General features: G+C 73.3%; 26 protein-coding genes. 16 read left to right on the forward strand and 10 right to left on the reverse strand.

Going from position 1 to position 26,319, the window contains the following annotated elements:
- Positions 1 to 14: 14 nt before the first annotated feature.
- The 3 genes from ACIOHG_RS07940 to ACIOHG_RS07950 are packed head-to-tail and all read left to right on the forward strand — an operon-like array spanning position 15 to position 3,213.
- A complete protein-coding gene (locus ACIOHG_RS07940) occupies positions 15 to 1,391 on the forward strand; it encodes an MFS transporter (protein WP_400946770.1) in 1,377 nt (458 codons plus the stop codon).
- Positions 1,391 to 2,959 (forward strand): acyl-CoA carboxylase subunit beta, encoded by a 1,569-nt coding sequence (locus ACIOHG_RS07945; protein WP_400946773.1) that lies wholly within the window; start codon positions 1,391 to 1,393, stop codon positions 2,957 to 2,959. The genes ACIOHG_RS07940 and ACIOHG_RS07945 overlap by 1 nt, the downstream gene beginning before the upstream one ends.
- Complete coding sequence (locus ACIOHG_RS07950) at positions 2,956 to 3,213, forward strand: acyl-CoA carboxylase subunit epsilon (RefSeq protein ID WP_400946775.1); 258 nt, start codon at positions 2,956 to 2,958, stop codon at positions 3,211 to 3,213. Before ACIOHG_RS07945 ends, ACIOHG_RS07950 begins: the two co-directional genes overlap by 4 nt.
- 78 nt (positions 3,214 to 3,291) lie before the next feature.
- Here the strand turns inward: ACIOHG_RS07950 and ACIOHG_RS07955 are convergent, their stop codons facing one another.
- The 3 genes from ACIOHG_RS07955 to ACIOHG_RS07965 all read right to left on the reverse strand — a co-directional run bounded on the left by ACIOHG_RS07955 (position 3,292) and on the right by ACIOHG_RS07965 (position 5,877).
- Complete coding sequence (locus ACIOHG_RS07955) at positions 3,292 to 4,098, reverse strand: 4'-phosphopantetheinyl transferase family protein (protein WP_400946778.1); 807 nt, start codon at positions 4,096 to 4,098, stop codon at positions 3,292 to 3,294.
- A complete protein-coding gene (locus tag ACIOHG_RS07960) occupies positions 4,095 to 5,042 on the reverse strand; it encodes an aromatase/cyclase (protein ID WP_400946781.1) in 948 nt (315 codons plus the stop codon). The genes ACIOHG_RS07955 and ACIOHG_RS07960 overlap by 4 nt, the downstream gene beginning before the upstream one ends.
- Positions 5,043 to 5,181: 139 nt before the next feature.
- Positions 5,182 to 5,877 (reverse strand): antibiotic biosynthesis monooxygenase family protein, encoded by a 696-nt coding sequence (locus tag ACIOHG_RS07965; RefSeq protein WP_400946783.1) that lies wholly within the window; start codon positions 5,875 to 5,877, stop codon positions 5,182 to 5,184.
- A 201-nt stretch (positions 5,878 to 6,078) separates the two neighbouring features.
- Between ACIOHG_RS07965 and ACIOHG_RS07970 the strand changes: the two genes are divergently transcribed.
- The 3 genes from ACIOHG_RS07970 to ACIOHG_RS07980 are packed head-to-tail and all read left to right on the forward strand — an operon-like array spanning position 6,079 to position 8,395.
- Positions 6,079 to 6,519 (forward strand): nuclear transport factor 2 family protein, encoded by a 441-nt coding sequence (locus tag ACIOHG_RS07970; protein ID WP_400946786.1) that lies wholly within the window; start codon positions 6,079 to 6,081, stop codon positions 6,517 to 6,519.
- Positions 6,516 to 7,856 carry a cation:proton antiporter gene (locus tag ACIOHG_RS07975; RefSeq protein WP_400946789.1) on the forward strand — a complete coding sequence of 447 codons (1,341 nt, stop codon included), beginning with the start codon at positions 6,516 to 6,518 and terminating at the stop codon, positions 7,854 to 7,856. The genes ACIOHG_RS07970 and ACIOHG_RS07975 overlap by 4 nt, the downstream gene beginning before the upstream one ends.
- A gap of 14 nt (positions 7,857 to 7,870) precedes the next feature.
- Positions 7,871 to 8,395 carry a flavin reductase family protein gene (locus ACIOHG_RS07980; protein WP_400946791.1) on the forward strand — a complete coding sequence of 175 codons (525 nt, stop codon included), beginning with the start codon at positions 7,871 to 7,873 and terminating at the stop codon, positions 8,393 to 8,395.
- A 40-nt stretch (positions 8,396 to 8,435) separates the two neighbouring features.
- Here ACIOHG_RS07980 and ACIOHG_RS07985 read toward each other — a convergent pair whose 3' ends face one another.
- Positions 8,436 to 8,819, reverse strand: coding sequence for a winged helix-turn-helix transcriptional regulator (locus tag ACIOHG_RS07985; RefSeq protein ID WP_400947636.1), 384 nt, complete (start codon positions 8,817 to 8,819; stop codon positions 8,436 to 8,438).
- A gap of 157 nt (positions 8,820 to 8,976) precedes the next feature.
- On the opposite strand from ACIOHG_RS07985, the gene ACIOHG_RS07990 reads away from it, so the two are divergent.
- The 5 genes from ACIOHG_RS07990 (at position 8,977) to ACIOHG_RS08010 (ending at position 15,883) form a co-directional block, all read left to right on the forward strand.
- On the forward strand, positions 8,977 to 10,458 hold the full coding sequence (locus ACIOHG_RS07990) for an MFS transporter (RefSeq protein WP_400946794.1): 1,482 nt from the start codon (positions 8,977 to 8,979) through the stop codon (positions 10,456 to 10,458).
- Positions 10,459 to 10,473: 15 nt separating this feature from the next.
- Positions 10,474 to 10,872 carry a pyridoxamine 5'-phosphate oxidase family protein gene (locus tag ACIOHG_RS07995; RefSeq protein ID WP_400946796.1) on the forward strand — a complete coding sequence of 133 codons (399 nt, stop codon included), beginning with the start codon at positions 10,474 to 10,476 and terminating at the stop codon, positions 10,870 to 10,872.
- Between the two features lie 157 nt (positions 10,873 to 11,029).
- Complete coding sequence (locus ACIOHG_RS08000) at positions 11,030 to 12,502, forward strand: FAD-dependent monooxygenase (protein ID WP_400946799.1); 1,473 nt, start codon at positions 11,030 to 11,032, stop codon at positions 12,500 to 12,502.
- Between the two features lie 67 nt (positions 12,503 to 12,569).
- Positions 12,570 to 14,273, forward strand: a complete 1,704-nt coding sequence (locus ACIOHG_RS08005; RefSeq protein ID WP_400946802.1) for an NAD(P)/FAD-dependent oxidoreductase — start codon at positions 12,570 to 12,572, stop codon at positions 14,271 to 14,273.
- A gap of 65 nt (positions 14,274 to 14,338) precedes the next feature.
- Positions 14,339 to 15,883 (forward strand): FAD-dependent oxidoreductase, encoded by a 1,545-nt coding sequence (locus ACIOHG_RS08010; protein WP_400946805.1) that lies wholly within the window; start codon positions 14,339 to 14,341, stop codon positions 15,881 to 15,883.
- Between the two features lie 115 nt (positions 15,884 to 15,998).
- Here the strand turns inward: ACIOHG_RS08010 and ACIOHG_RS08015 are convergent, their stop codons facing one another.
- Positions 15,999 to 16,601 carry a TIGR03086 family metal-binding protein gene (locus tag ACIOHG_RS08015; protein ID WP_400946808.1) on the reverse strand — a complete coding sequence of 201 codons (603 nt, stop codon included), beginning with the start codon at positions 16,599 to 16,601 and terminating at the stop codon, positions 15,999 to 16,001.
- Between the two features lie 250 nt (positions 16,602 to 16,851).
- On the opposite strand from ACIOHG_RS08015, the gene ACIOHG_RS08020 reads away from it, so the two are divergent.
- Complete coding sequence (locus ACIOHG_RS08020; protein WP_400946811.1) at positions 16,852 to 17,697, forward strand: NAD(P)H-binding protein; 846 nt, start codon at positions 16,852 to 16,854, stop codon at positions 17,695 to 17,697.
- 144 nt (positions 17,698 to 17,841) lie between these two features.
- Here ACIOHG_RS08020 and ACIOHG_RS08025 read toward each other — a convergent pair whose 3' ends face one another.
- From ACIOHG_RS08025 to ACIOHG_RS08045, 5 genes are all read right to left on the reverse strand, one after another.
- Positions 17,842 to 18,684: an SDR family oxidoreductase gene (locus tag ACIOHG_RS08025; protein ID WP_400946814.1), complete on the reverse strand. Its 843-nt coding sequence runs from the start codon at positions 18,682 to 18,684 to the stop codon at positions 17,842 to 17,844.
- A gap of 51 nt (positions 18,685 to 18,735) precedes the next feature.
- Positions 18,736 to 19,629 (reverse strand): RNA polymerase sigma factor SigJ, encoded by an 894-nt coding sequence (gene sigJ, locus ACIOHG_RS08030; protein ID WP_400946817.1) that lies wholly within the window; start codon positions 19,627 to 19,629, stop codon positions 18,736 to 18,738.
- 58 nt (positions 19,630 to 19,687) lie between these two features.
- The gene (locus tag ACIOHG_RS08035; protein WP_400946820.1) at positions 19,688 to 20,287 is read right to left on the reverse strand and encodes a superoxide dismutase; all 600 of its coding nucleotides are present in this window, start codon (positions 20,285 to 20,287) and stop codon (positions 19,688 to 19,690) included.
- 122 nt (positions 20,288 to 20,409) lie between these two features.
- A complete protein-coding gene (locus tag ACIOHG_RS08040) occupies positions 20,410 to 21,318 on the reverse strand; it encodes a siderophore-interacting protein (RefSeq protein ID WP_400946823.1) in 909 nt (302 codons plus the stop codon).
- Between the two features lie 56 nt (positions 21,319 to 21,374).
- Positions 21,375 to 22,442 (reverse strand): ABC transporter substrate-binding protein, encoded by a 1,068-nt coding sequence (locus tag ACIOHG_RS08045; RefSeq protein ID WP_400946826.1) that lies wholly within the window; start codon positions 22,440 to 22,442, stop codon positions 21,375 to 21,377.
- A 199-nt stretch (positions 22,443 to 22,641) separates the two neighbouring features.
- Here ACIOHG_RS08045 and ACIOHG_RS08050 point away from each other — a divergent pair, with 199 nt between their 5' ends.
- The 4 genes from ACIOHG_RS08050 (at position 22,642) to ACIOHG_RS08065 (ending at position 26,272) form a co-directional block, all read left to right on the forward strand.
- Entirely contained in the window at positions 22,642 to 23,697 is a 1,056-nt protein-coding gene (locus tag ACIOHG_RS08050; protein ID WP_400946829.1) for a FecCD family ABC transporter permease, read from the forward strand.
- Between the two features lie 181 nt (positions 23,698 to 23,878).
- Entirely contained in the window at positions 23,879 to 24,904 is a 1,026-nt protein-coding gene (locus ACIOHG_RS08055) for a FecCD family ABC transporter permease (RefSeq protein WP_400946832.1), read from the forward strand.
- A gap of 200 nt (positions 24,905 to 25,104) precedes the next feature.
- On the forward strand, positions 25,105 to 25,917 hold the full coding sequence (locus ACIOHG_RS08060) for an ABC transporter ATP-binding protein (RefSeq protein WP_400946835.1): 813 nt from the start codon (positions 25,105 to 25,107) through the stop codon (positions 25,915 to 25,917).
- A gap of 130 nt (positions 25,918 to 26,047) precedes the next feature.
- Entirely contained in the window at positions 26,048 to 26,272 is a 225-nt protein-coding gene (locus tag ACIOHG_RS08065) for a hypothetical protein (protein ID WP_400946838.1), read from the forward strand.
- The last annotated feature ends 47 nt before the right edge of the window (positions 26,273 to 26,319 follow it).

Raw genomic sequence — 26,319 nt, forward strand, 5'->3', positions numbered from 1 at the left:
CCAGGTCCACCACCGTGCTCCGATCCGCCCGCGGGGCCGCCCGCCGGGCCGCCGCCGTGCCGTTCCGCTCGCTGGGGGTGCGCAACTTCCGGCTGTTCGCGGTCGGCCAAGTGGTGTCGGTGGCCGGGACCTGGATGATGGCCACCGCCCAGGACTGGCTGGTGCTCTCGCTCACCGGGGACTCCGCCACCGCCCTCGGCACGGTCACCGCCCTGCAGTTCGCCCCGATGGCGCTGCTGACGCTGTACGGCGGCCGGCTCGCCGACCGCCACGACAAGCGGCGGCTGCTGGTGGCGGCCAACCTGGCCTCGGCGGCGCTGTCGCTGGCCCTGGCGGTGCCGGTGCTGGCCGGCACCGCCGGGCTGGGCGCGGTGTACGCCTGCGCGCTCGGCCTGGGCGTGGTCAACGCCGTCGAGGTGCCGACCCGGATGTCCTTCGTCAGCGAGCTGGTCGGCCCCGACCTGCTGCCCAACGCCTCGGCGCTGAGCGCCGCGTACTTCAACGTGGCGCGGGTGGCCGGGCCGGCGCTGGCGGGGGTGCTGATCGGCGCGCTCGGCCCGGGCGGCGTGATGCTGCTCAACGGCGTCAGCTACGCGGGCACCGTCGCCGGGCTGCTGCTGATCCGGCCCGCGGAACTGCTGCGCGGGCCCGGACCGGGCCGGGCGGGGCGGGTGGTGGACGGACTGCGGTACGTCCGCGAGCGGCCCGACCTGCTGGCGGTGCTGGGCCTGCTGGCCGCCGCCGGCGTGTTCGCGTTCACCTTCCAGCTGAGCCTGCCCCTGCTCGCCAAGGGCTGGTTCCACGACGACCCGGCCGCGTTCGGGCTGCTGTCAACGGCGTTCGCGGCCGGGTCGCTGGCCGCCGCGCTGGCCACCACGGTGCGCACCGGACGTCCGGCGGCGCGCGCGGTGGCCGGCGCGGCGCTGGCCCTCGGTCTGCTGGAGGTCGGCACCGGCCTGGCGCCGAGCGCCGCCGCCGCGGCCGGCGCCCTGGTCCTGACCGGGTTCGCGGCCGTGTACTTCGCGCAGGCCGCCAACCACCGCGTGCAGCTCGGCAGCGCACCGGCCCTGCGGGGCCGGGTGATGGCGCTCTACACGCTGATCCTGCAGGGGTCGACCCCGCTCGGCGCGCTGTTGTTCGGCCTGGTGGCCGAGCGGCTGGGTGTGCGGGTCGGTCTCTGTCTGGGGGGCCTGGCCGTCGCGCTGGCCGCCCTCCCCCTGCTGCCGGCGGGACGGGGCCGCTCCGTCACGGTCCCCGTCCCCCCGGCGCACAGGCTTTCTGACGACACGTCGGACCCCGCGGCGGGCACCGCACCGACCGCATCCGAACTCGCATCCGCATCCGCACCGACATTCGTCTCGACAACCGTCTCGGAAATGGAGAAAAGCTGATGGAAGCCGTACTCACCACCGAGTCGCCCGGTCCGCTGGAGGAGCTGACCAGACGCAGGATCGCCGCCCGCGAGGGGGAGGACCCGCAGGCGACCGAACGGCAGCACAAGAAGGGCAAGTTGACCGCGCGTGAGCGGATCGACCTGCTGCTGGACAAGGGCAGCTTCACCGAGGTGGAGTCGCTGCGCCGGCACCGGGCCACCGGCTTCGGCCTGGAGCGCCGCAAACCCTACGGCGACGGCGTGATCACCGGCTGGGGCACCGTCGACGGCCGCACGGTCTTCGTGTACGCGCACGACTTCCGGGTGTTCGGCGGCGCGCTGGGCGAGGCGCACGCGCAGAAGATCCACAAGCTGATGGACATGGCGATCTCGGCCGGCGCGCCGCTGGTGTCGCTCAACGACGGCGCCGGGGCCCGGATCCAGGAGGGCGTCAGCGCGCTGGCCGGCTACGGCGGCATCTTCCAGCGCAACACCAAGGCGTCCGGCGTGATCCCGCAGATCTCGGTGATGCTCGGCCCGTGCGCCGGCGGCGCGGCCTACAGCCCCGCGCTGACCGACTTCGTGTTCGCGGTCCGCGACATCTCGCAGATGTTCATCACCGGCCCGGACGTGGTGCGGGCCGTCACCGGCGAGGAGATCAGCCAGAACGGCCTCGGCGGCGCCGACGTGCACGGCGGCACCTCCGGCGTCGCGCACTTCGTCCACGACGACGAGGAGAGCTGCCTGGCCGAGGTCCGCTACCTGCTGTCGCTGCTGCCCGCCAACAACCGGGAGCTGCCGCCGGTCGCGGCGGCCTCCGACCCGGCGGACCGGCCCGCGGACGCGCTGCTCGACCTGGTCCCGGCGGACGGCAACCGCTCCTACGACATCCGCACCGTGATCGAGGAGCTCGTCGACGACGGCGAGTACCTGGAGGTGCACGCCTTCTGGGCGCAGAACATCGTCTGCGCGCTGGCCCGGATCGACGGCCGGACCGTCGGCATCGTCGCCAACCAGCCGATCGCGATGGCCGGCGTCCTCGACATCAAGGCCAGCGAGAAGGGCGCGCGGTTCGTCCAGTTCTGCGACGCCTTCAACATCCCGCTGGTCACCCTGGTGGACGTCCCCGGCTTCCTGCCCGGCGTCGACCAGGAGCACGACGGCATCATCCGCCGCGGCGCCAAGCTGCTGTACGCATACTGCAACGCCACCGTGCCCCGGGTGTCGGTGGTGCTGCGCAAGGCGTACGGCGGCGCCTACATCGTGATGGACTCCCGCTCGATCGGTGCCGACGTGGCGCTGGCCTGGCCGGGCAACGAGATCGCCGTGATGGGCGCGGACGGCGCGGCGAACGTGGTGTTCCGCCGCGAGATCGCCGCCGCCGCCGACCCGGACGAGATGCGCCGGGAGAAGATCGACCAGTACAAGCGCGAACTGGTCCACCCCTACTACGCGGCCGAGCGCGGCCTGATCGACGAGGTCATCGACCCGCGCGAGACCCGGCTGATGCTGGCCCGGTCGCTGGCCATGCTGACCACCAAGCACGCCGACCTGCCGCGCCGCAAGCACGGCAACCCGCCCCAGTGAGCGCCCTGTTGGGCCCCGGCGGGGGCGCGGACGACGAGGTGCTGCACGTCGAGTCGCTGCTGCGGGTCGAGCACGGTTCGCCGACCGGCGAGGAGCTGGCGGTGCTGACCGCCGTGCTGCTGGCCCGGTGCGCCGTCGACCGGGCCGCCCGCCGGGTCGCCGAGCAGGCCGGCTGCGTTTCGGAGCCGCTGTGGTGGCGGCCCGAGCGGGTCCCCGGCTTCGAGGGGCCGCGCAGCTGGCAGGCGGTGGCCTGAGCGCGCGTCAGGTCCGACCGGCCACGTCGAGGGGGCGCGGAGTTCACCCGAACTCCGCGCCCCCTCGGGCGTTTCCGGTCAGGGCGCGGTGGCCCGGGCCGCAGCGGGGTCGGCCCGCAGCACGGTGCGCAGACCGGGCGGCATGCCGCCGATCAGCTCCACCGCGCCGCGGGCCGCGTACAGGTACTCCGGTGGGACCGACCGCATCACGATCGGCCGGTCGCCGTCGCCGCGCAGCGCCACCGCGGCGATGTGCGACAGGCACAGCGGCAGGTTGCCGACCACCCAGCCGGCCGGGCGGGGTGCCAGGCCCGCCTCGCCCAGGTAGTCGGCGTCGGCGCCGCGGGCCAGCCCGGTGCCCAGCCCTTTCAGGTAGGCCTCCTTGCGGACCCAGAGCCGGCCGAACGCCGACGGCCGCTCGGCCTCCGGCAGCGCGTCCAGTTCGGCCCGCTCGGCCGGGTGCAGCGAGGGCAGGCAGGCCGCCACCGTCTCCGGCGACGGCAGCCGCTGCACGTCCGCGCCGACCCGCTCGGCGGAGATCACCACCAGCGCCAGCCCGTGGCTGTGCGACAGCGAGAACTCGGGCGCGCCCGGCACGCCGAGCACCCGCGGACGCCCCTGCCGGGCGCCGTTGCCGTCGTACCGCTCACCGCCCAGCCGCAGCCGGTCCGGGTCGATGCCGGTGTAGACGGCGAGCACCCGGCGCAGGCCGACGTGCGCGGCCAGGTACATCCGCCGGTCGTCGGAGCGCCGGTAGGACTCGGCGCGGTGCCGCTCGTACGCGTTCAGTTCGGTGGCGGGGATGTCCCGGGGGGAGTCCGGCGGCGGCAGCAGCCAGATGTCCAGCGGGTCCCGCGCCCCCTGCGGGGATCGGGTGGTCGTCAACGTCCGCCCTCCGTGTGGGTCTTGGCGTGCTGGAGGGTGGCGCGGCTGTTGGTGGAGAGGGCGTCGTGGACGTAGGTGCGGGCGTCGGTGAGGGTGGCGTGCGGGCCGAGGATGCCGGTGATGCGGTCGGTGTGGAGGGTGACGGTGTGTTGGGAGGTGGCGGTGGTGGTGCCGTGGGGGGTGGGGGTGAAGGTCCAGCGTCCGGTGTGCAGGGCGAGGAGGGCGGGCAGGGTGACCTGCTTGTAGGCGATGCGTTCGCCGGGGGTGGTGACGCGGTGGGACTTGGTGGTGTGGGTGGTGCCGTCCTTGGCGCGGGTGTCCATCTCCAGGGTCTGGAGGTGGGGGGTGTCCTCGGTGAGGCGGACGGCGGCGACGTGGGGGAGGCGTTCGGCCCACAGGTCGGCGCGGTCGATGAAGTCGTAGACCCGGGCGGGATCGGCGTGGATCTCGACGGTGTCCTCGAAGGAGAACGTCGCGGCCTCCGCCGCGTGCGCGAACTCCACGTTCCGCTTCAGACCGGCGAGTTCGGTCCGGCCGAACTCCTCGACCCGGGCGTGCAGCAGTTCCAGGTCTGCCGCCGAGGCGGCCTGGAACTCGTGCAGCAGCCGGACCCGGCTGCGGCCCGGATCGAGCGGCTCGACCAGCCAGGCCCCGCCGAGCGCGGTGGCCGGCGGCTCGGCCCGCAACTCCTGGAAGTTGATCCGCAGCGCGGCGGGTTCGACGATCCGGCGCAGCGGCCGCTCCCGCGGCGCCCCGTCGACGACGTCCCAGATCCGCAGCCGCTGCTCGCCGGCCGGGGCCGGCTCGTGCTCGACGGCGAGCACCGACGGGAAGATCCGCGGCCACTCGGCCACCTCGGCGAGCAGCCGGTGGACGGTCTCCGCCGGGACGGCGATCTCGATCTCGTGCGCGGTGTGGCGTACTTCGGTGATCTGCAGGGTCACTGTGCGTCCTCTTCCTGTGCTGGGGTTCCCGTACTGGTGGGCGGCGCGGCACCGGGTGGTGATGCGCCGAAAGGCCGCCGCCTGGAGGGGGGACCAGGCAGCGGCCGGTTTCGGGGGCGGGCCGACCCGCCGTCCGGGGTCAGGCCCCGGCGGCGCGGGTGTGCACCACCCGGTAGGTGTTCTGGTCGGTCCAGGTGGCCAGCTCGGCGACCCGGGAGTCGACCTTCTGGCGCTCCGGGGACTTCGCGTCCTCGGCCAGGTCGCGGTGGGCGCGGAACGCCTCCTCGCTGTCCCACTGCGCGTACTGGACGACGAACTTGCCCTCCAGGCCGCGGGCCCGCAGGCCGCGCAGCACGGTGTGGGTGCGGTAGCCGGGGACGTTGCTCAGCCACTCCTGGCCGGCGCCGAGCACCTCGATCAGCTCCTCCTGGTCGGCCTCCTCGACGCCGATCAGGTCGACCACTGTGTAGTCGTCGCGGTCCGGGGAGATCTCGGTGAGACCGTCCACGGAGTCCTTCTGCTGGGTGTACGCGATCTCGTTCTGCAGCAGCCGGATCGAGGTGGTGATCTCCCCGAACAGCGGCAGGGTGCGGTGCTTGAACTCCTCGCCCTGGTAGCGGGTCTCCAGGTCCTCGGTGCTGCGCCACTGGATGAAGTTGCAGGTGCCGTACTTGTCCTGGCCGGAGTGCACGGTGCTGGAGATCCAGCCCTCGTAGGTCGCCGCGTCCACGATCTCGCGCATCGCCGCGAGCAGCTTCTCCTGCTTCTCCGGGGCGTCGGTCGCAAAAACGTTCAGGACGGTGAGGTGCTGGCCATCGGCGGAGATCTTCGGCATTCTCTCATCGCTTTCGTCGTCTGGAACGGCGGTCGAATGAAAGTCTGACAAGTCCGCTGGGTGATCGGAAAGGCCCGGCCTTTCAGGACTGCCGGTGTATTTGCCAAGGTCGGGACGGCCGTGTCACGGACGGTTCCGCACTCTGTCAGGAATGTGAAAAGCGGCTGTCGCGCGCGGAAGAGGCCGGTGCATCCTCGGAGAATGCAGCCTCCATGGGAAGAAGAATCCGAGATACGCGCCCTGCTGGACCGCTACCTGATCGGCCTGGACGACGACAAGATCGACGACGACTGGATGCGCGCACTGTTCACCGCGGACGCCCGGGTGGCGTTCCCGATCAGCGGCCACCGCGGCATCGACGGGATGGTCGACTGGCACCGGGCCTCGCTCGACAAGTTCGCCTCGCACCAGCACCTCGGTTCCGCCGCGGTGCTGGAGCGCTCCGGCCCGGACCGGGCGGTGCTGCGCGCCAACGTGATCGCCAGCCACGTCCACCACCCCGGCACCGAGGGCGACCCGATGTTCCAGGCCGGGACGCTGGCGACCGCGCTGGCCGTCCGCACCGCGGCCGGCTGGCGGCTGGCCGACCTGGAGTTCAAGGTGCTCTGGACCAGGGGCGCACCGGCGGGGAGGCCCTCGTGACGCTCGCCTCCGCCGCCTCCGGCACGGACCTGCGGCTGGCCACCATGCTCGCCGACATCGGCGTGGTGCTGCTGGTCGGCGCGCTGTTCGGCCGACTGGTGCGGCGGGTGCGGCAGCCGGTCGTGGTCGGCGAGATCCTGGCCGGCGTCGCGCTCGGCCCGAGCCTGCTCGGCCTGCTCCCCGGAGACCTGACCCACAAGTTGTTCCCGACCGACGTGCGGCCGCTGCTGTCCGCCGTCTCCCAGGTCGGCCTGGTGCTGTTCATGTTCCTGGTCGGCTGGGAGTTCGACCAGCGTCTGGTCAAGCCGCACGCCAGGATGGCGGCCGGGGTGTCGCTGCTCTCGATCGCGCTGGCCTTCGCGCTCGGCGCCGGCCTCGCGGTGTTCCTCTACCCGGAACACATGACGGTGGCCGGGAAGACCATCCCGTTCTCCGCCTTCGCCACCTTCCTCGGCACCGCGATGTCCATCACCGCCTTCCCGGTGCTGGCCCGCATCATCACCGAGAACCGGCTGATGGGCAGCCGGGTCGGCACGCTGTCGCTGGGCGCCGCCGCCATCGACGACCTGCTGGCCTGGTGCCTGCTGGCCTGGGTGTCGGCGCTGGTCACCTCGCACGGCGACTACGCGGGCCTGCTCCGGATCGGCGCGTACAGCGTCGTCTACCTGGCGGTGATGCTGCTGGTGGTGCGGCCCGCCGCGGCCCGGCTGATGTGGCGGCTGGCCGCCGCCGAGCGCTGGTCGCTGCTGCTGGCGGTGCTCTGCGCGGGCGCGATGGTGTCGGCCTGGGCGACCACCTGGATCGGCATCCACGCCATCTTCGGCGCCTTCCTGTTCGGCTTCGTGATGCCCCGGGAGCCCGCCCGGGTGCTGATCGAGCACGCCCGCCGGCCGCTGGAGAACGTCAGCGTGGTGCTGCTGCCGGTGTTCTTCATCATCACCGGCCTGGGCGTCGACCTGGGCGCGCTCACCTCCGGCGACTGGTTCGCGCTGGCCGCGATCGTGCTGGTGGCCTGCGTCGGCAAGTTCGCCGGCGCGCTGCTGCCGGCCCGGCTGGCCGGGTTCTCCTGGCGGGAGTCCCTCGACCTGGGGCTGCTGATGAACACCCGTGGCCTGACCGAGCTGATCATCCTGAACGCCGCCGTCAGCCTGGGCGTCCTGGACGGCCGGATGTTCACCATGCTCGTGATCATGGCGCTGGTCACCACCGCGATGGCCGGGCCGCTGCTGTCCCGCCGCCCCGCGGCCGCCACCCCCTCCGTCCCGGTGCGCCGGGTGGAGCGCACCGACACCGATCGATCCGAATCCCTCGCGGACGCCGTAGAGCCGCGGGTCTGACCAGGAGGTCTGTCGTGATCCACGAGACGCAACTCGAACCCCCGCGCCCGGAGATCGACGGCGCGGCGCTGCGCCAGGTCTGCGGACACTTCGCCACCGGCGTCACCGTGATCACCGCGGGCGACGCCGAGGGTGCGGCCGGCACCACGGTGAACTCCTTCACCTCGGTCTCCCTGGAGCCGCCGCTGGTGCTGATCTGCCTGCACGAGAACTCCCGGCTGCTGCCGGTGGTCCAGCGCTCCCAGGGCTTCACGGTGAACTTCCTGACGCACCAGCAGGAGCGGCTGGCCTGGGCGTTCGCGGGCAAGCAGACCGCCCGGCTGGACGAGGTGGACCACCACCGCGCCCCGTCCGGCCAGCCGGTGCTGAACGGGGCGCTGGCGCACCTGGAGTGCCGGCTGGCCGCCGAGTACGACGGCGGCGACCACTCGATACTGCTCGGCGAGGTGGTCGGCCTGGCCAGCGCCGAGGAGCCGGAGGCCCCGCTGATCTTCTTCCAGGGCGCGATGCGGGGCCTGGCCGCCGCCTCGGCGCGCTAGGGGGCGGGACGTGCGCGGGCCGTTCCCCCCGGGCGCCGGCTCAGGCGTCGGCGCCGTCGAAGGCGGCGCGGGCGCGCTCCACCTCGACCAGGTGCTCCGAGGACCAGTCGGTGAGCGCGGCGAACAGCGGGGCCAGGCTGCGGCCCAGCTCGCTGATCTCGTACTCGACCCGCGGCGGCACCTCCGGGTGGTAGGTGCGCACCACCAGGCCGTCCCGCTCCAGCTGGCGCAGGCGCTGGGTGAGCACCTTCGCGGTGATGGCGCCGATGTTGCGGTGCAGCTCGACGAAGCGCTGCCGCCCGAACTGGTTCAGCGTCCACAGGATCGGCGTCGTCCAGCGGCTGAAGACGATGTCGAGCACCGGCGTGATCGGACACGCCTGCACGCCGCCGCCCGCCGCACCGTGCCCGGCCTGCGGCGTCATCGTCCCGCCCGTCGTGGGTTCGTCCCGCATGACGGCCTCACACCCTCTCGCTAGTCACTTTCCTCTAGGTACCTACTTTACCAGGGGTGCTAGCTTTCTAATAGCAAGCGACCCCGCTCCACCCCAGACCCCGCCCTTCGCGTCCCCAAGGAGTGAGATGTCCGTGCAAGAGACCCTGCGGACCCCGGCCGCCCCCGCGGCCGGGCCGGTTCGCCGCCCCGGTCTGATCCTGGCCTTCCTCTGCCTGGCCGGCTTCATGACCTTCCTCGACGTCTCGATCGTCAACGTCGCCCTGCCGACCATCGAGGACGAACTGCACATCTCCCAGACCACGCTGGAGTACGTGGTCACCACCTACGGCATGGTCCTCGGCGGCTTCCTGCTGCTGTCCGGCCGGCTCGCCGACACCTTCGGCCGCCGCCGGATGCTGCAGACCGGCCTGGTCCTCTTCGCCCTGGCCTCGCTGGTCGCCGGTATCGGCCAGAACGCCTGGATGCTGATCGCCTCGCGCGGTGCCCAGGGCCTCGGCGCGGCCTTCATCGCCACCTCCGCGCTCTCCCTGCTCACCGTCAACTTCGAGGAGGGCGCCGAGCGCAACAAGGCCCTCGGTGCCTGGGGCGCGCTCTCCGGCCTCGCCGCGGTCGTCGGCGTCACCCTCGGCGGCATCCTCACCGACGGCCCCGGCTGGCGCTGGGTCTTCTTCATCAACGTCCCGATCGGCCTGGTCGGCGCCCTGATCGCCCCCAAGGTGATCGCCGAGAGCAAGTCCGCCGAGCGGACCCGCTCCTTCGACGTGGCGGGCGCCGTCTCGCTCACCGCGGCCCTGATCCTGCTGATCTTCACCCTGGGCCAGACCGTCTCCGACGGCGAGCTGCCCTACGCCCGGATCTACGGCGGCTTCGCCCTGGTGATCGCCCTGCTCATCGCCTTCGTGATGATCGAGCGCCGCGCCGCCGACCCGCTGATCCCGTTCTCGATCTTCCGCCGCAAGTCGCTGCGGGCCGCGAACGTGATCGCCGTCCTGCTCCTCGGCACCTGCGTCACGCTGTTCTTCTTCGCCTCGCTCTTCCTGCAGCAGGTCCTGAACTACTCCGCCATGCGCACCGGCTTCGCCTACGTCCCGCTCGCCCTGCTCACCGCGGTCGGCGCCGCCGTCGCCTCCCAGGTGGTCACCAAGGTCGCCGCCAAGCCGGTCCTGATGGTCGGCCTGGCACTGGCCACCGCGGGCATGCTGCTGCTGTTCCGCGCCCCGGTGAACGCCTCCTACCTGACCGACATCCTGCCCGCCTTCGCCCTGATGGGCCTCGGCCTCGGCGCCTCCTTCGTCCCGGTGCAGGTCTCGGCCTTCGCCGGCAGCGAGGAGAAGGAGTCCGGCCTGGCGGCCGGCCTGATCAACACCGCGCAGGAGGTCGGCGGCGCCCTCGGCCTCGCGGTCGCCGCCACCTGGGCCTTCCGCCGGGTCGCCGAGCTCACCGAGAAGGCGCACGGCGTCCCGGAACTGGTCAACCAGGCCCGCACCGAGGTCTTCCACGACGCCTTCCTGGTCGGCGGGGTGTTCGCCGCGGTCGCCCTCCTGGTCACCGCGGTCCTGCTGCCCTTCACCAAGGCCACCGGCGAGCCGCCGGTGCCGCGCGGCTGACGGGAGGACGGCGCGATGCCCACCACGCTCCGACTCTCCCCGGCGGCCGAGCACTTCCTCGCCGAGAACCACCTGTGCACCTTCACCACCATCCGCCCGAACGGCACCCCGCACGTGGCGCCGGTCCGCTTCACCTGGGACCCGGTCACCTGCACCGCCCGGGTGATGACGGTGGAGGACCGCCGCAAGGCCCGGAACGTGCTGGCCGGCGGGCCGGCCGCCCCGGTCTCGGTCTGCCAGCTGGCCGGCCCCCGGTGGATCACCCTGGAGGGGACCGCCGAGGTCCACACCGACCCGGCCCGGGTGCTGGAGGGCATGCGCCGCTACGCCGACCGCTACGGGGCGCTGCCGCCCAGGGTGCCGCGGATGGCGGTGATCGAGATCGCCGTCACCCGGGCCATGGGCCTGTACTGAGCGGACAGCGCACCTGGAGGAGGACGCCGGAATTCCGGCGTCCTCCTCACCGCGTTGGGCTCGCTCTGACGAACTTGTCAGAGTCCTGTATCGGCGGCTATTCAGTCTCGCCGGGCCCCTCGGAATACTGGGAGAAACACCAGTCGGAGGGGAAATAATGGAACCGCTCGACGCCGATGTCATCATTTCCGGGGCCGGTCCTGCCGGATTGATGCTGGCAGGCGAACTGCGTCTGCAGGGAATTTCGGTCATCGTCCTCGACAAGCTGACCGAGCCGATGCTCCAGTCCCGCGCCCTCGGATTCTCCGCCCGCACCATCGAGGAATTCGACCAGCGCGGCCTGCTCCAGGAGTTCGGCGAACTGGAGACCATTCCGTTCGGCCACTTCGGCGGCCTGCCGATCGACTACCGGATCGTCGAGGGCGGCAACTTCGGCGTCCGCGGCGTCCCGCAGTCCCGCACCGAGGCGATCGTCCACAAGTGGGCGGTCGGCCTGGGCGCCGACCTGCGCCGCGGCCACGAGCTGACCGGCCTGGCCCAGGACGCCGAGGGCGTCACCGTCGAGGTGGCCGGCCCCGAGGGCCCGCTGACCCTGCGCGCCAAGTACCTGGTGGGCTGCGACGGCGCCCGCTCCACCGTCCGCAAGCAGGCCGGCATCGACTTCCCGGGCGCCTCGGCGACCATGGAGATGAAGATGGCCGACGTCGCGGGCGTCCAGCTCAAGCTGCGCCCGACCGGCGAGGTCGGCGAGGCCGGCATGGTCGTGGTGCTGCCGCTCGGCCCGCAGGCCACCCGGGTCGTGGTGTACGAGCGCGGCGCCGGCGTCCGCCCGACCCAGGAGCCGCCGACCTTCACTGAGGTCGCCGAGGCGTTCCAGCGGGTCACCGGCGAGGACATCAGCGCCGCGAAGCCGCTGTGGACCAGCTACTTCACCGACGCCTCCCGGCACGCCGAGCACTACCGGCAGGGCCGGGTCTTCCTGGCCGGCGACGCCGCCCACATCCACCTGCCGATCGGCGCGCAGGGCATCAGCGCCGCCGTCGGCGACGTGGTCAACCTGGGCTGGAAGCTCGCCGCCGAGCTGAAGGGCCACGCCCCCGCGGGCCTGCTCGACACCTACCACGCCGAGCGCCACCTGGTCGGCTCCCGGATCGTCTGGAACACGCTGGTCCAGCGGACCCTGTACCTCGGCGGCCCGGAGGCCGACCCGCTGCGCGGCCTGTTCGCCGAGCTGGTCGAGCTGGAGGACGTCCGCACCCACCTGGTCGGCATGGTCACCGGCCTGGACATCGACTACGGCTCCGCCGAGGGCGACCACCCGCTGGTCGGCCGCCGCCTCCCGGACGCCGCGCTGACCGTCGACTCCACCGCCACCAGCCGCTACGAACTGCTGCACGCGGGCCGCCCGCTGCTGCTCGACCTGACCGGCGGCACCGCGCTGCGGGAGGCCGCCGCGCCGTGGGCCGACCGGGTCGACGTGGTCGCCGCCGAGGCCGCCGAGGAGCGCGCCGCGCTCACCCTGCTGGTCCGCCCCGACGGCTACGTGGCCTGGGCGTCCGCGGACGGTTCGCCGGCCGGCCTGGCCGAGGCGCTCGGCACCTGGTTCGGCGAGCCCCGCCGTGCCGGCTGATCCGAACGCCCCCGACCGCGGGACGCAGCGCCCGCGCCCGACCCGAACCCGACGAAGGAGTGCCGTCGTGCCGACCGACACCGAAGCAGCGAACAAGCCGGCCCCCGGGGCCGCCGACCCCATCCAGTGCGACGTGGCGATCCTGGGGTCCGGCCTGGCCGGGTCCGTGATGGGCGCGATCCTGGCCCGCCAGGGCGTCAAGGTGGCCCTGATAGACGCCGGCCAGCACCCGCGGTTCGCCGTCGGCGAGTCGCAGAACCCGCAGCTGGTCGAGTGGCTGCACATCCTGGCGACCCGCTACGACGTGCCCGAGATCAAGCACATGCTCGACGTCAAGGCGATCACCGAGAACATCGGCCCGCAGCACGGCCGCAAGCAGTCCTTCGGCTTCGTCCGGCACACCCCGAACCGGGAGCCGGACCCGCGCGAGGCGACCATGTTCGTGATCCCGAAGATGCTCACCGAGGCGATCCACCTCTACCGCCAGGACACCGACTCGTACTACCTGGGCGTCGCCGCCAAGTACGGCTGCGAGCTGCGGCAGAACTGGTGGGCGACCGACGTCGACGTGGACGACGACGGCGTCACGATCACCGGCAAGAACGGCGAGGTGTTCCGCGCCAAGTACCTGATCGACGCGAGCGGCTTCCGCTCCCCGCTGGCCCAGAAGTTCGACCTGCGGGAGAGCCCGTCGCGGATCAAGCACCACGCCCGCTCGCTGTTCACGCACTACATCGGCGTCAAGCCGTACGACGACGTCTGCAACTACCCGCAGGCGCTGCGCCCGCCGGAGGAGTCGCCGTTCCACGGCGGCACCCTGCACCACCTGATCGAGCGCGGCTGGTTCTGGATCATCCCGTTCGACAACTACCAGGACTCCCGCAACCCGCTGTGCAGCGTCGGCCTGACCTTCGACGAGCGGCTGTACCCGAAGCCGACCGACCTGACGCCGGAGCAGGAGTTCACCAAGTACCTGGACCTGTACCCGGCGGTGAAGCGCCAGTTCGAGGGTGCGCGCCGGGTCCGCGAGTGGGTCTCCACCGACCGCATCCAGTACTCCTCCAAGCGCACCGTCGGCGCCCGCTGGTGCCTGATGTCGCACGCCGCGGGCTTCATCGACCCGCTGTACTCGCGCGGCCTGTCCAACACCTTCGAGGTGGTGGACGCCCTGGCCTGGCGGGTGCTGGACGCGCTGCGCGAGGACGACTTCACCGAGGAGCGCTTCGCCTACGTGGAGAAGCTGGAGCAGGGCCTGCTGGACTACAACGACAAGATCGTCAACAGCTCCTACATCGCCTTCTCGCACTTCCGGCTCTGGAACGCGGTGTTCCGGGTCTGGGCCTGCTTCACCACCCCGGCCACCATGCGCCAGATCATGGCCCGGCAGAACTTCGAGTTCGACGGCGACGACCGCCACTTCAAGGAGATGGAGAACGCCCCGTACACCGGGCTGTGGTGGCCGGACAGCCACGCGTTCAAGCACCTGATCGACCTGACCGCCGAGACCTGCGAGCGCTTCGAGGCCGGCGAGATCGACGGCGACACCGCCGCCGACATCGTCTTCCAGGGCATCCGCGACTGCGAGTCGGTCAACACGCCGTTCGGCTGGAAGGACGACGAGAGCCACCGGTTCTACCGGGCCACCACCCCCACGATGATGAAGTTCATGTGGTGGGCGAGCACCTCCGGTCCCAAGGAGATGCGCGACCTGGGCCGGTCCTTCCTCAAGGGCGTCGTCCGGCAGGGCCTGCGCGGCAAGAAGGTCTCCTGACCGCCTCCTGACCGTCCCCTGATCCTCCGTCCATCCCCGTTCCTCCTCGCAACCCTGGGATCACCGTGATATCTCGCAGGTCTCTGCTCGGGGCCGGTGCGGCCGCGGCGGTCGGTGCGGTCGCCGCACCGGCCGTCGCGGTCACCGCGGTCGCCGACACCACCGACTCGTCCTCCTGGTACGTCCCGTGGGGCACCCTGTCCTCACACCTGTCCGGCACCCTGGTCCGGCCCGGCGACGCCGCCTACCCGGTGGCGAAGCAGCTGGAGCTCGGCCAGTTCGACACCATCAGCCCGCGCGGCATCGCGTACTGCGCCAGCAGCGCCGACGTCGCCACGGCGCTGACCTTCGCGCAGGACAACTGCCTGCCCACCGCGGTCCGTTCGGGCGGCCACTCGTTCGGCGGCTTCTCCACCGGCCCCGGCCTGGTGATCGACGTCTCGCGGCTGAACTCGGTCACCGTGAACAACGGCGGCGCCACCGCCACCATCGGCCCCGGCGCGATGAACGTGCAGATCCTCGACGCGCTCTCGCCCTACGGCCTGGTGGTCAGCGAGGGCGGCTGCCCGACCGTCTCGGCCGGCGGCTTCCTGCAGGGCGGCGGCTACGGCTTCCTGACCCGCCCGACCGGCATGGCCTGCGACGCGCTGGTCTCCGCCGAGGTGGTGCTCGCCGACGGCAGCGTGGTGACCGCCTCGGCGAACCATAACCCCAACCTGTTCTGGGCGCTGCGCGGCGGTGGCGGCGGCAACTTCGGCATCGTCACCAAGTACACCGTCACCCCGCACGTGGGCGACCAGATGGCGATCACCAACCTGATCTTCCCGTACGACCGGGCCGCCGACGTGCTGTACGGCGTCAACCAGTGGCTGGTCAACGCGCCCCGGACGATCGGCGGCGGCGGCTACCTGGTGCAGCCCGACGCCGCGCCCGGCACCGTCCCGAACCTCAACGTGATGCTGGCCTCCCGCGGCACCCCGGCCGAACTCGCCACCGAGGCGGCCCGGTTGCTCGCGCTGACCGGCCCGTCGGTGGCCCGCCAGGACGCGGTGCTGACGTACCGCCAGCTGATGATGATGATCTTCGGCTGCTCGACCCTGACGGTCGACCAGTGCCAGCGCCCCAACAAGTCGACCACCGGCACCCTGGGCCGGCCCGCGTTCGGCCTGGAGCGCACCCGGCTCGGGAAGACCCCGTACAGCGCGGCCGGCTGGGCGAGCGTGCTCTCCGCGTTCGACGCCAACCGGTACGCCGGGCAGTCCCGCTACCTGGACTTCCACTTCTTCGGCGGGGCCGCGAACGACCTCGGCCGCACCGACACCGCGTACGTCCACCGGGACGCGCTGTTCTCGGTGAACTACCGGGTGCTGATCAGCGACCCGGCGCAGGACAACCCGGCCAACCGGGCGGCCGGCCAGAGCTGGGTGGACAACGGGTTCCACACCATCGACCCGCTCTCCAACGGCGAGACGTACCAGAACTGGATGGACGCCCAGCTCCCCGACTGGCGCCAGTCCTACTACGCCGAGAACTACCCCCGGCTGCTGGCGGCCAAGGCGCAGTACGACCCGTACCGCTGGTTCCGGTTCGCCCAGGGCGTCGGCGCCTGAGGTCGGCCGCGTCCTCCGCGGGGCGTCCACAGGGCGCCCCGCACGACGGAGGAGGGCCGCCGGACCGGAGTCCGACGGCCCTCCTGGCCGAGCGGGAAGGGGAAGTGACGGTGGATCAGGGGCGGCGGCCGTACCAGCCGACCAGGCGGTCGATGGCGGGCGCGTCGTCCGGCACCGGGACGACCGGGCCGAACGGCACCTGGCCGCCGCGCGGCTCGGCGGGCACGGCGCGCTTCATGTTCGCCAGCGGGGCGGCCAGCGCCTCCTCCGGCCACGCCACCTGCTGGCCGGTCGCGGTGGCGATGTCCCAGGTGTGCAGCACCAGTTCGTTGGTCCAGATCACCGAGGCGACGGCGCCCGGAACCGGGCCCCACGGCAGCCCGATGGTGCGGCCCAGCACGGACGGGTCGCCCCAGACCTTCTTGAAGTCGGCGTCGGCGGCCTCCCAGGCGGCGGCCCAGCCGCCGTCGGCGACGTCGTCGGCGAAGTGCGGGACCAGCATGAACGAGCCGCCGGCGCCCATCACGGCGACCCGGCGCAGCACCGAGACGACGTGGTTGGCCAGGTCGCGGACGCTGTACTCCGGGCAGGGGGTAGTCAGGTCGTACTGGTCGGCGCGGATGTCGGCGAGGACCTTGCCGAGCACGTCGGCGGCGGCGAAGAAGCCGGGCCGCGGGTCGGTGGCGGCGGGGGCGGTGGAGTTCGCGGTGTCAGTCATGACTTCAGCATCCCGACGCCCGCACGGGCCGAGAAGAGGACTTTGCAGAACCCTGTAGAAAAACCGTACAGAGTTGTCTGATTCGTCGGCCGGGCCTCGGCGCGCCGGAGTCGGTTTCCCCTAGGTACCTACTATCTTCATGATGCTAACGTCGGAGACGCGGCGGAGCGGTTCCCGGCGAACCCCGCGTCAGCCTCTCCCTCTTTGATTCGAACTCCCTTTGCCAGCAACATACTTGAGGAGCACAGCCATGATCGTTGTCACCGGTGCCACCGGAAACGTCGGCCGCCCGCTGGTCGGGCTGCTCGCCGCCGCGGGCGCGCAGGTCACCGCGGTGTCCCGCCAGGAACAGCCCGGCGGCTTCCCCGACGGTGTGCGGCACGCCGTCGCCGACCTCGCCGACTTCGCCAGCCTGGCCCCCGTCCTCGACGGCGCCGAGGCGCTGTTCATCCTGCTGGCCGGCGAGCTGAACGGCCCCGGCGCGCCCGCCTCCGACCTGCTGGACCTGGCCCGCGAGGCCGGTGTGCGGCGCGTCGTCCTGCTCTCCTCGCAGATCAACGGCACCCGCCCCGACGCGCCCTCGCACTTCCGGCTCCGCGAGTTCGAGGCCGCGCTGGCCGCCAGCGGCCTGGAGCACACCGTCCTGCGGGCCGGCGGCTTCGCCTCCAACGCCTACGCCTGGGCCGAGTCGGTGCGCGGGCAGCGCAGCGTCTTCGCGCCGTTCGGGGACGTCGCCCTCCCGGTCGTCGACCCCGCCGACCTCGCCGCCGTCGCCGCCGTCGTGCTGCGCGAGGACGGCCACGACGGGCAGGTCTACACCCTCACCGGGCCGGCGGCGGTCAGCCCCCGGCAGCAGGCCGCGGCGCTGGCCGAGGTGCTCGGCGAGGAGGTCGCCTTCGTCGAGCTCAGCCGCGAGCAGGCCCGCGCCCACCTCGCGCAGTTCATGCCCGAGGCCGTCATCGACGGCACCCTGGACATCCTCGGCTCGCCGCTCGCCGAGGAGCAGCTGGTCAGCCCCGACGTGGAGAAGCTGCTCGGCCGCCCGGCCCGCTCCTTCGCGGACTGGGCGGCCGGGGCCCGCCCCGCCTTCCAGTAACCCCCGCCTTCCAGCAACCCCTGCTTCTCCGCTGTCCCTCCTCACCCCCGAACCCCCGGAGGGGGCCCGCCATCCCGGGGCGGGCCCCCTCCGGGCAGTGCTGTCTCCGGGCCCGGCCGGCTCCGTGCGCTGCCGTCTCCGGGGTCAACTCGCCTTCGTGGCCAGGTAGTCGGCCCAGGTGGCGGTTCCGGCCCGGTGCTCCGGGGCGGTCAGGCCGCCGGACCGCAGCGCGGCGCCCAGCCGGCCCGGGAGGCGGACCGGCAGCACCCGTCGGCGGCGGCCCGCGGCCCGTGCCCAGCTCTCCGCCAGGTACGTCGCGTCGTGCACCTCCGGGCCGGCGAAGTCCGCCGCCCGCCCGAGCGGATCGCCCGCGGCCAGGTCGAGCAGGCGGGCGGCGACCTCGGCCGGGGCGACCGGCTGGACGGGCGTGCCGGAGACCATCGGCAGCACCGGGAGCCGGGCCAGTCCGGTCAGCGTGCCGTCCAGCAGGTGCGGGAACTGGGTGGCGCGCAGGGTGGTGCTCCAGTCCGGGGCGGTGGCGGCGAGTTCCCGCTCGCAGGCCAGCTTGGCCCGGTAGTACCGGAACGGGACCAGGTCGACGCCGACGATCGAGACGTACACCAGGTGGCGGACCCCGGCCCGTCCGGCCGCCGCCAGCAGGTGGCGCAGCGCGGGCAGGTCGTGCTGCGGCCGGGCCGGGTCGCTGGCGCAGTGGATCACCGCGTCGACCCCGGCCAGCGCCGCTTCCAGGCCGGTGCCGGCGGTCAGGTCGCCGGTCCGCCAGTCGATGCCGTCGAGGCCGTCGGCGCCGTCGAGGCCGTCGGTGCCGTCGAGGCCATCGGTGCCGTCGCCGTTCGGCGGCCCGGCGCGCCGGGTGAGGGCGCGCACCGGGCGGTCGGCGGCCAGGCGCAGCACCTCGCGGCCCAGCGTGCCGGTCGCGCCGGTCACCAGCAGGACGCTCTCGTTCGGCTGCCGGGTGTCGTCCATCGTGGGGGGTTCCTCTCCGGAGTGCGGTCTTCTCCAGGGAGGACCGGACGGTCACCCGTTCTGTGACAGCTCCCGGTGCCGGGCCGCGAAATGGGCCAGTTTCTCGGGGTTGCGCAGGACGCGGACGGCCGTGATGCCGTCCGGGCCGGCCTCGACCGCACCCACCGAGGTGAGCTCCGCGCCCTCCCAGCAGAGCAGCACGGCGGTGCCGTTGGCCTCGGCGGACTCGAACCGGACACCCGCCGCGAACCGCTGGAACAGGCCGGCCAGGAAGCGCGCGACGTTGGACCGCCCGCGCACCGGGCGCAGCGCGGCCCGGGCCCGGCCGCCGCCGTCGGACCAGACCACCACGTGCTCGGTGAGCAGGGCCTCCAGCCGTTCCAGCGCGCCCCCGGCTGCGGCGGCCAGGAAGCCGCGGAGCAGTTCGGCGTTCTGCCCGGGATCGGGGTCGGCGGGGCGCGGGGCGTCCGCAAGGTGCTTGTGCCCCCGGCTGTAGAGCTGCCGGGCGGCGGGCTCGGAGCAGTCCAGCACCCCGGCGACCTCCCGGTGGCTGTAGCCGAAGGCGTCGCGCAGCACGACGGCGGCGCGCTCCGGCGGGGAGAGCCGCTCCATCAGGGTCAGCACCGCGAACGAGACGGCCTCCCGCTGCTCGGCCCGCTCCATCGGCCCGAGCGCCCCGCCACCGGTGGCCACCGGCTCCGGCAGCCACGTCCCGGGGTACTCCTCCCGCCGGGCCCGCGCCGAACCCAGCCGGGTCAGGCACAGGTTGGTCACCACCTTCGCCAACCAGGCGCCGGGCACCGCGACTTCGCCCTCCCCGACGGCATGCCAGCGCAGGTAGGTGTCCTGCACCACGTCCTCGGCCTCGGCGGCCGACCCGAGCATCCGGTACGCCAGCGAGAACAGCCGCCGCCGGTTCGCCTCGAACTCCTCCACCGCGTCCATGGGGGTCACGTTAGTGCCCGCCGGGCCGGTCGGGGCCGGCGCGGCGGGTGGCGGTGCGTCAGGCCTGGGTGGCGGCGTAGCGGGCGCTGACGTCCTGCCAGTTGACGACGTCCCAGAGGCGGGTGACGTAGTCGGGGCGGACGTTCTTGTACTGCAGGTAGTAGGCGTGCTCCCAGGCGTCGAAGGCGAGCAGCGGGGTGGTGCCCTGGCCGACGTTGCCGTGGTGGTCGTAGACCTGCTCGACGATCAGGCGCTGGCCGAGCGGCTCCCAGGAGAGGATGCCCCAGCCGGAGCCCTGGACGCCGACGGTGGCGGCGGTGAGCTGCTTGCGGAACGCCTCGAAGGAGCCGAAGTGCTCGGTGATCGCGTCGGCGAGGGCGCCCTCGGGCCGGTCGCCGCCCTCGGGGGAGAGGTTCTCCCAGAACAGCGAGTGCAGGACGTGGCCGGAGAGGTGGAAGCCCAGGGTCTTCTGCAGGCCGACCAGGTTGCCGAACTGCTCCTTGTCGCGGGCCTCGGCGAGCTGTTCCAGGGTCTGGTTGGCGCCGTTGACGTAGGCGAGGTGGTGCTTGGAGTGGTGCAGCTCCAGGATCTCGGCGGACATCGCCCGCTCCAGGGCCGAGTAGTCGTACGGCAGGTCAGGCAGCGTGTAGGCACCCATGGCTGAGCAGCCCTTCTCGTTCGACGGAGGGTCAGTTGCGAGAGCCACCTTATTGCAAGATATGTGCAGGAGCACTGAGAGGGCATTAACGCCAGGTGTCGGGACCGGCGGGCGGGCGGCCGTCAGGAGGTCTCGCCGTACGCCTCCGCGCGCAGCCGGTCCTCCGAGGCGCCGCGCCGCCAGTAGCCGGTGAAGGCCACCGCCCGCCGGTCGAGGCCGCGCTCGCCCACCAGGTGCCGGCGCAGCTCCCGGACGGTCCCGGACTCCCCGGCCAGCCAGGCGTACGGCGCGCCCGCCGGCAGCTCGGCCGCCCGCAGCGCCGCCAACAGGCCCGAGGGGCGGCCGGGTTCGCGGACCAGCCAGACCACGTCCACCCCGTCCACCCCGTCCGCGCCGCCCAGCTCCTGCGCGTCGGCGGCGTCCGGCACCTCGATCCAGACCAGCGCCCGGGTCCCGGCCGGCAGCCAGTCCAGGATGCCGCCGACCGCCGGGAGCGCCGTCTCGTCGGCGGCCAGCAGCACGAAGTCCGCGTCCGCGGGCGGCCGGAAGCCCACCGAGCGGTTGTCGGCCACGACCGGTCCGAGCAGCACCACCCGCGCGCCCGGCCCCGCCTCCGCCGCCCAGCGCGCGGCCGGACCGGCGGGGGAGCGGTCGGCCGGGTCAGTGCCGGTGCCGGGGGCGGGTGAACCGGTGCCGGTGCCGTGCAGCGCGAAGTCCACGTCCAGCTCGGGCGGCGAGGTGCGCTGCGCCCGGACGGTGTACGAGCGCATCACCGCCCGCTCCCGCTCCGGGAGCGCCCGCCAGGCGTGGAACCAGCCCTCGCCCTCCCCGTACGGGAGGTTCGGCTCCGCCTGCCCCGGCTGCGGCAGGAACAGTGAGAAGGACTGGTCGCGCCCGCCACCGGCGAACCCGGCCAGCGCCGGACCGCCGAAGGTGACCCGCAGCATGGTCGGGCCGAGCCGCCGGGTGTGCACCACGTGCGCCGGGAAGAAGTCGTACTCCTGCGCCTGGTCGGCCACGTGACGCCCCATCGGTTCGGTTCGGCTCAGTGCGGTAGCGGTAGCGGTGCGGTGCGGCCATGCTCGGCTCAGCTCAGCTTGCGGGACTTCTGGATCGCGGCGGTCAGCCGCTCCAGCAGCGGGGCGAACCCGGCGTACGAGAACCGCGGCACCGCGTCCCACGGGGTGAGCTGTCCGGCCTGCACGGCGGGCAGCTTGCCCCAGGCGGGCTTGGCGGTCAGGTCCTTGGGCTGCAGGGCGGTCGGGCGCTGGTCCAGCAGCAGCAGGTCGGCCGGGTACTTGCCGGCGTTCTCCCAGCTCAGTCCCTCGTAGTAGTCGCCGCCGTCGGTCTTCTCCGGCTGGACGAACTGCACGCCCAGCTCGGCGAAGTGGATCAGGTCGCAGGAGACCTTCGGGTTGGAGACGTAGAACAGGTCGGCGCTGCCGGAGCAGGCCATCACCCGCACGCCGCCGGCCGCCTTGGCCGCCTGCCGCAGCTCCTCGGAGGCCCGCTCGAACCGGGCCTTGGCGTCGACCACCTTCGGCGCCTTCGGGTCCGCGCCCAGCGCCTCGGCCAGCTTGGCGTAGTGCTCGATCGGCTGGGTGATCGACACCCGGCCGGTGGAGATCAGCACCTGCGGGGCGAGCGGCAGGATCTTCGCCTTGGACTCGTCCGGCACGTACCAGTACGCGTCCTTGTCGTACATGTGGGTCACCAGCAGTTCGGGGCGGAGCGCCGCGTACTTCTCGATCGAGAACTCGCCCCAGGCGTTGCCGATGATCTCGACCTTGCCGAGGTCCAGGTCGCCGGCCTGCGGGTCGGCCTTGCCGTCGGCGGTCCTGGTCTCGCCGAAGACGCCGACCAACTGCTTGTCCAGGCCGAAGTCGGCGAGCGCGGCGGCGGCGCCGGTGAAGGCCACCACCCGGCCCGGGCGGGCCTTCGCGGTGACGACGGTCCCCCGGTCGTCGGTGAAGCTCCACCCGCCGTCGCCCCCGGCCGACTTGGCGCCCGTGCCGTTCCCGCCGCCGTTCCCGCTGCCACTGCCGCCGCCGGACGACCCGCCGGAGGACCCGCAGGCGGCCAGCGCTGCGCCGAGGACGGTGGCTCCGCCCGCGGCGAGCAGGCCGCGGCGGGTCGGACGGGGGGAAGTCGGCATGGCGGTACCTCGGTTCGGGCGGCCCGCGAGGGGGTGCGCGGGCGGGTGCGGGGCAGGGCGGAGCGGCGCCCCGGCCGGGAGGGGCCGGGGGCGGGACCCGGCGGTGGCCGCCGGATTTGATGAGGCTAACCTAACCTAAGTAACGGCACGGAGGGCCCCGCGGCCCCACCGGCCCGACCCCGACCCGCCCGGAGCACCCTTGAGCACCACCGGCTCCCTCCGCCCCTCTCGCGCCGCCACCCACGCCGGCGCCCGTACCCGTGACCGTGCCCGTGCCCGTACTCACGTCCTCGGTCTGGCCGCCGGGCTGCTCGTGCTGCTCGCCGTCCTGGTGCTCAGCCTCGGGCTCGGCGCCCGGCAGTTGAGCCCCGCCGAGGTCTGGCACGGACTCCTCGACCCGGACGCGCCCGGCTACACCGCCGTCCACGGGATGCGCCTGCCCCGCACCCTGCTCGGCCTGTTGGTCGGCACCGCGCTCGGACTGGCCGGCGGCGTCATGCAGGCCCTCACCCGCAACCCGCTCGCCGACCCGGGCCTGCTCGGCATCAACGCCGGCGCCTCCGCCGCGGTCGCCACCGCCGCCGCCTTCCTCGGCGTCACCTCCTTCACCGGCTACGTCTGGTGGGCCCTGGCCGGCGCCGCCCTGGTCGCCGCCCTGGTGTACGCCGTCGGCGGCGGACGCGGCGCCACCCCCGCCCGGCTGGCCCTGGCCGGGGCCGCGCTCAACGCCACCCTCTACTCCTACGTCAGCGCCGTGATGCTGCTGGACACCGCCTCGCTCGACAGGATGCGCTTCTGGACGGTCGGCTCACTGGCGAGCGCCCGACCGGCCACCGTGCTCGGCATCCTGCCGTTCGTCGCCGTCGGCACCCTGCTCGCGCTCGGGCTGGCCCGCCCGCTCAACGCGCTGGCGCTCGGCGACGACGCGGCCCGGGCCCTCGGCGCCCGGCCCGCCGGGGTCCGGGCCGCCGCGATCGTCGCCGTCACCCTGCTCTGCGGCGCTGCCACCGCCGCCTGCGGCCCGATCGTCTTCGTCGGCCTGATGGTCCCCCACCTGGTCCGCGCCCTCACCGGACCCGACCTGCGCCGCCTCCTCCCGCACTGCGCCGTCCTCGCCCCCGTCCTGCTGCTCGGCGCCGACATCCTCGGCCGCGTCCTCGGGCGCCCCGGCGAACTCCAGGTGGGCATCGTCACCGCCGTCCTCGGCGGCCCCTTCTTCCTCCACTTCGCCCGTCGCGGCAAGGCCCGCGCATGACGGCCCGCCGACTCCCCCGCATGGCGGACCGTCAACTCACGCGCCCGGCACGCCCCCGGCCCCGCCCGTGGTGCTCCGTCCGCCCCGTGCTGCGCCCGCCGCCGGCGGTGCAACGTCCCTCCGGCCGTTCGGCGTTGCCGGGTCGGCTGTTCCTGTTCGTCCGTTCGGGGGAGGCCCGGCCGTGAAGACCCTGAGGATCGCCCGGTTCTCGTTCCGCTACCGGCCCCGGGCGTTCGTCGCCTGCGCGGCCCTGCTGCTGCTCGGGCTGGGCGTCGCGGTGCTGGCGCTCGGCCGGGGGGACTACCCGATCGCGCCCGGCGAGGTGGTGCGCACCCTGTTCGGCGGCGGCGGTCCGGCCGAGGACTTCATCGTCAACCGGTTGCGGCTGCCCCGGGTCGCCACCGCACTGCTGGTCGGCGCGGCCCTCGCGCTGGCCGGGGCGCTGTTCCAGACCCTGGTCCGCAATCCGCTCGGCAGCCCCGACATCCTGGGCTTCACCCAGGGCGCGTCCACCGGCGCGCTGCTGGTCGTGGTGGCCGGCGGATCGAGTGCCGCCCTGGCCGGGGGCGCCGTGCTCGGCGGGCTCGCCACCGGCGCCGTGATCTACGCGCTGGCCTGGCGCGGCGGCGTGCAGGGTGCCCGGCTGGTGCTGGTCGGCATCGGCACCGCCGCGATCCTCACCGGCGTCAACGGCTACCTGCTGACCCGTACTCAACTCATGGACGCCGCCCGCGCCGTGCTCTGGCTGACCGGCAGCCTGGACGGCCGGGGGTGGGAGCACGCCCGCCCGCTCGCGGTCGCCCTGGCGGTGCTCGTTCCGCTGGTGGTACTCGGCTGCGGGCCCGCGCTGCGCGCCCTGGAGCTCGGCGACGACGCCGCGAGCGGCCTGGGCGTCCGGCCCGAGCGGCTGCGGATCGCGCTGCTGGCCTCGGCCGTCCTGCTCGCCTCGCTGGCCGCGACCGCCGCCGGACCGGTCAACTTCCTCGCCCTGACGGCCCCTCAACTGGCCCGCCGGATCACCGGCGCACCCGGCCCCAACCTGGCCGCGTCCATGTGCACCGGCGCCGCCCTGCTGGTCACCGCCGACTTCACGGCCCAGCACCTGCTCGGCGACCGCCAACTCCCGGTGGGCGTGGTCACCGGCGTCCTCGGCGGCGGCTACCTGGTCTGGCTGCTCGCCACCCAGCGCCGGGCCGGCCGCCTGTGACCGGCACCGCCGGACGGGGCCGGAAAGCGCCTTCCCGTTCCTCTCGGCAAGCGCTTTCCCGTTCCGTTTCCCGTGCCGCCGGACGTGTCGGACGCGCCGGGCCCAACTGGAAGGCGCTTTCCCGCCCCAACGGGCAAGCGCTTTCCGCCCCCGCTCACGAGCTGACCTCGCCCCATCCCTTCCCCCCGAACGGAGCTCCGATGGCCCAGCCCGAGCCGCGTCTGGTCGGCCGCGACCTGACCCTCGCCTACGACAAGCGCACCATCGCCGAGGGTCTGACCGTCGACATCCCGGACCGCTCCTTCACCGTGGTGGTCGGCCCGAACGCCTGCGGGAAGTCCACGCTGCTGCGCGCGCTGTCCCGGACGCTCAAGCCGGTGGCGGGGACGGTCCTGCTGGACGGGCAGTCGATCGCCACGCTGCCCGCCAAGCAGGTCGCCCGGACGCTGGGGCTGCTCCCGCAGTCCTCGATCGCCCCGGACGGCATCACGGTCGCCGAGTTGGTCTCCCGGGGCCGGTACCCGCACCAGGGCGTGCTGCGGCAGTGGTCCGCCGAGGACGAGAAGGTGGTGGCGGAGGCGATGGCGGACACCGGCGTCGCCGAACTCGCGGACCGTCCGGTGGACGAGCTCTCCGGCGGTCAGCGCCAGCGGGTCTGGATCGCCATGGCGCTCGCCCAGCAGACTCCGCTGCTGCTGCTCGACGAACCCACCACCTACCTGGACATCGCGCACCAGATCGAGGTCCTCGACCTGTGCGCCCGCCTGCACCGCGAGCAGGGCCGCACCCTGGTCGCCGTCCTGCACGACCTCAACCAGGCCGCCCGGTACGCCACCCACCTGATCGCCCTGCGCGACGGCCGCCTGGTCGCGGCGGGCACCCCGCAGGACGTGGTCACCGCCGAACGCGTCGAGGAGGTCTTCCGCCTCCCCTGCCGGGTGATCCCCGACCCGGAGACCGGCACCCCGCTGGTCGTCCCGGCCGCCAACCGTCGCCCCACCACCTCGTCCTGACCCGTCCTGACCCGTCCGGAGCTGTCCTGGCCCGTCAGGGTCCGCCCCATCGCCCCGGGCCCGGACACGGATGCGCAACCCGCCGGGCGAAAGGGTCGAGTTCGCGGGGCTTCGGTCGGATACTGGCGGTATGCGCCTGAATGCTGAGAACCCGGAGTTTCCCGAGGACGACGAGCAGGCCCCGGCGGTGATCGAGGGGGCCGACCAGGAGCGGTCGGCGGTGGAGCCGGAGGTGGACGACCTGGAGGTGTTGCGGCAGCAGCGACTGCTGGGGGCCGAGCCCGCGGACGAGGGGGACGCGGTGGAGCAGGTCCGGGAGGTCGCGGCGGACGACGACGAGGACCACCGGGACTGAACCGGCGCCGGAGTCAGGGGCCGGAACCGGGGGCCGAAGTCGGAGCC

Origin of the sequence: Kitasatospora sp. NPDC088134 (assembly GCF_044741705.1) — a bacterium.
Taxonomy (GTDB): Bacteria; Actinomycetota; Actinomycetes; order Streptomycetales; family Streptomycetaceae; genus Kitasatospora.

What these genes read in the sequence shown, in the direction of transcription:
- ACIOHG_RS07945 (WP_400946773.1), top strand. Translation starts at nt 1,391, where the DNA reads ATGGAAGCCGTACTCACCACCGAGTCGCCCGGTCCGCTGGAGGAGCTG.
- ACIOHG_RS07965 (WP_400946783.1), bottom strand. Translation starts at nt 5,877, where the DNA reads ATGCCGAAGATCTCCGCCGATGGCCAGCACCTCACCGTCCTGAACGTT.
- ACIOHG_RS07970 (WP_400946786.1), top strand. Translation starts at nt 6,079, where the DNA reads ATGCAGCCTCCATGGGAAGAAGAATCCGAGATACGCGCCCTGCTGGAC.
- ACIOHG_RS07985 (WP_400947636.1), bottom strand. Translation starts at nt 8,819, where the DNA reads ATGACGCCGCAGGCCGGGCACGGTGCGGCGGGCGGCGGCGTGCAGGCG.
- ACIOHG_RS07990 (WP_400946794.1), top strand. Translation starts at nt 8,977, where the DNA reads ATGTCCGTGCAAGAGACCCTGCGGACCCCGGCCGCCCCCGCGGCCGGG.
- ACIOHG_RS07995 (WP_400946796.1), top strand. Translation starts at nt 10,474, where the DNA reads ATGCCCACCACGCTCCGACTCTCCCCGGCGGCCGAGCACTTCCTCGCC.
- ACIOHG_RS08000 (WP_400946799.1), top strand. Translation starts at nt 11,030, where the DNA reads ATGGAACCGCTCGACGCCGATGTCATCATTTCCGGGGCCGGTCCTGCC.
- ACIOHG_RS08015 (WP_400946808.1), bottom strand. Translation starts at nt 16,601, where the DNA reads ATGACTGACACCGCGAACTCCACCGCCCCCGCCGCCACCGACCCGCGG.
- ACIOHG_RS08020 (WP_400946811.1), top strand. Translation starts at nt 16,852, where the DNA reads ATGATCGTTGTCACCGGTGCCACCGGAAACGTCGGCCGCCCGCTGGTC.
- ACIOHG_RS08025 (WP_400946814.1), bottom strand. Translation starts at nt 18,684, where the DNA reads ATGGACGACACCCGGCAGCCGAACGAGAGCGTCCTGCTGGTGACCGGC.
- sigJ (WP_400946817.1), bottom strand. Translation starts at nt 19,629, where the DNA reads ATGGACGCGGTGGAGGAGTTCGAGGCGAACCGGCGGCGGCTGTTCTCG.
- ACIOHG_RS08035 (WP_400946820.1), bottom strand. Translation starts at nt 20,287, where the DNA reads ATGGGTGCCTACACGCTGCCTGACCTGCCGTACGACTACTCGGCCCTG.
- ACIOHG_RS08040 (WP_400946823.1), bottom strand. Translation starts at nt 21,318, where the DNA reads ATGGGGCGTCACGTGGCCGACCAGGCGCAGGAGTACGACTTCTTCCCG.
- ACIOHG_RS08045 (WP_400946826.1), bottom strand. Translation starts at nt 22,442, where the DNA reads ATGCCGACTTCCCCCCGTCCGACCCGCCGCGGCCTGCTCGCCGCGGGC.
- ACIOHG_RS08060 (WP_400946835.1), top strand. Translation starts at nt 25,105, where the DNA reads ATGGCCCAGCCCGAGCCGCGTCTGGTCGGCCGCGACCTGACCCTCGCC.
- ACIOHG_RS08065 (WP_400946838.1), top strand. Translation starts at nt 26,048, where the DNA reads ATGCGCCTGAATGCTGAGAACCCGGAGTTTCCCGAGGACGACGAGCAG.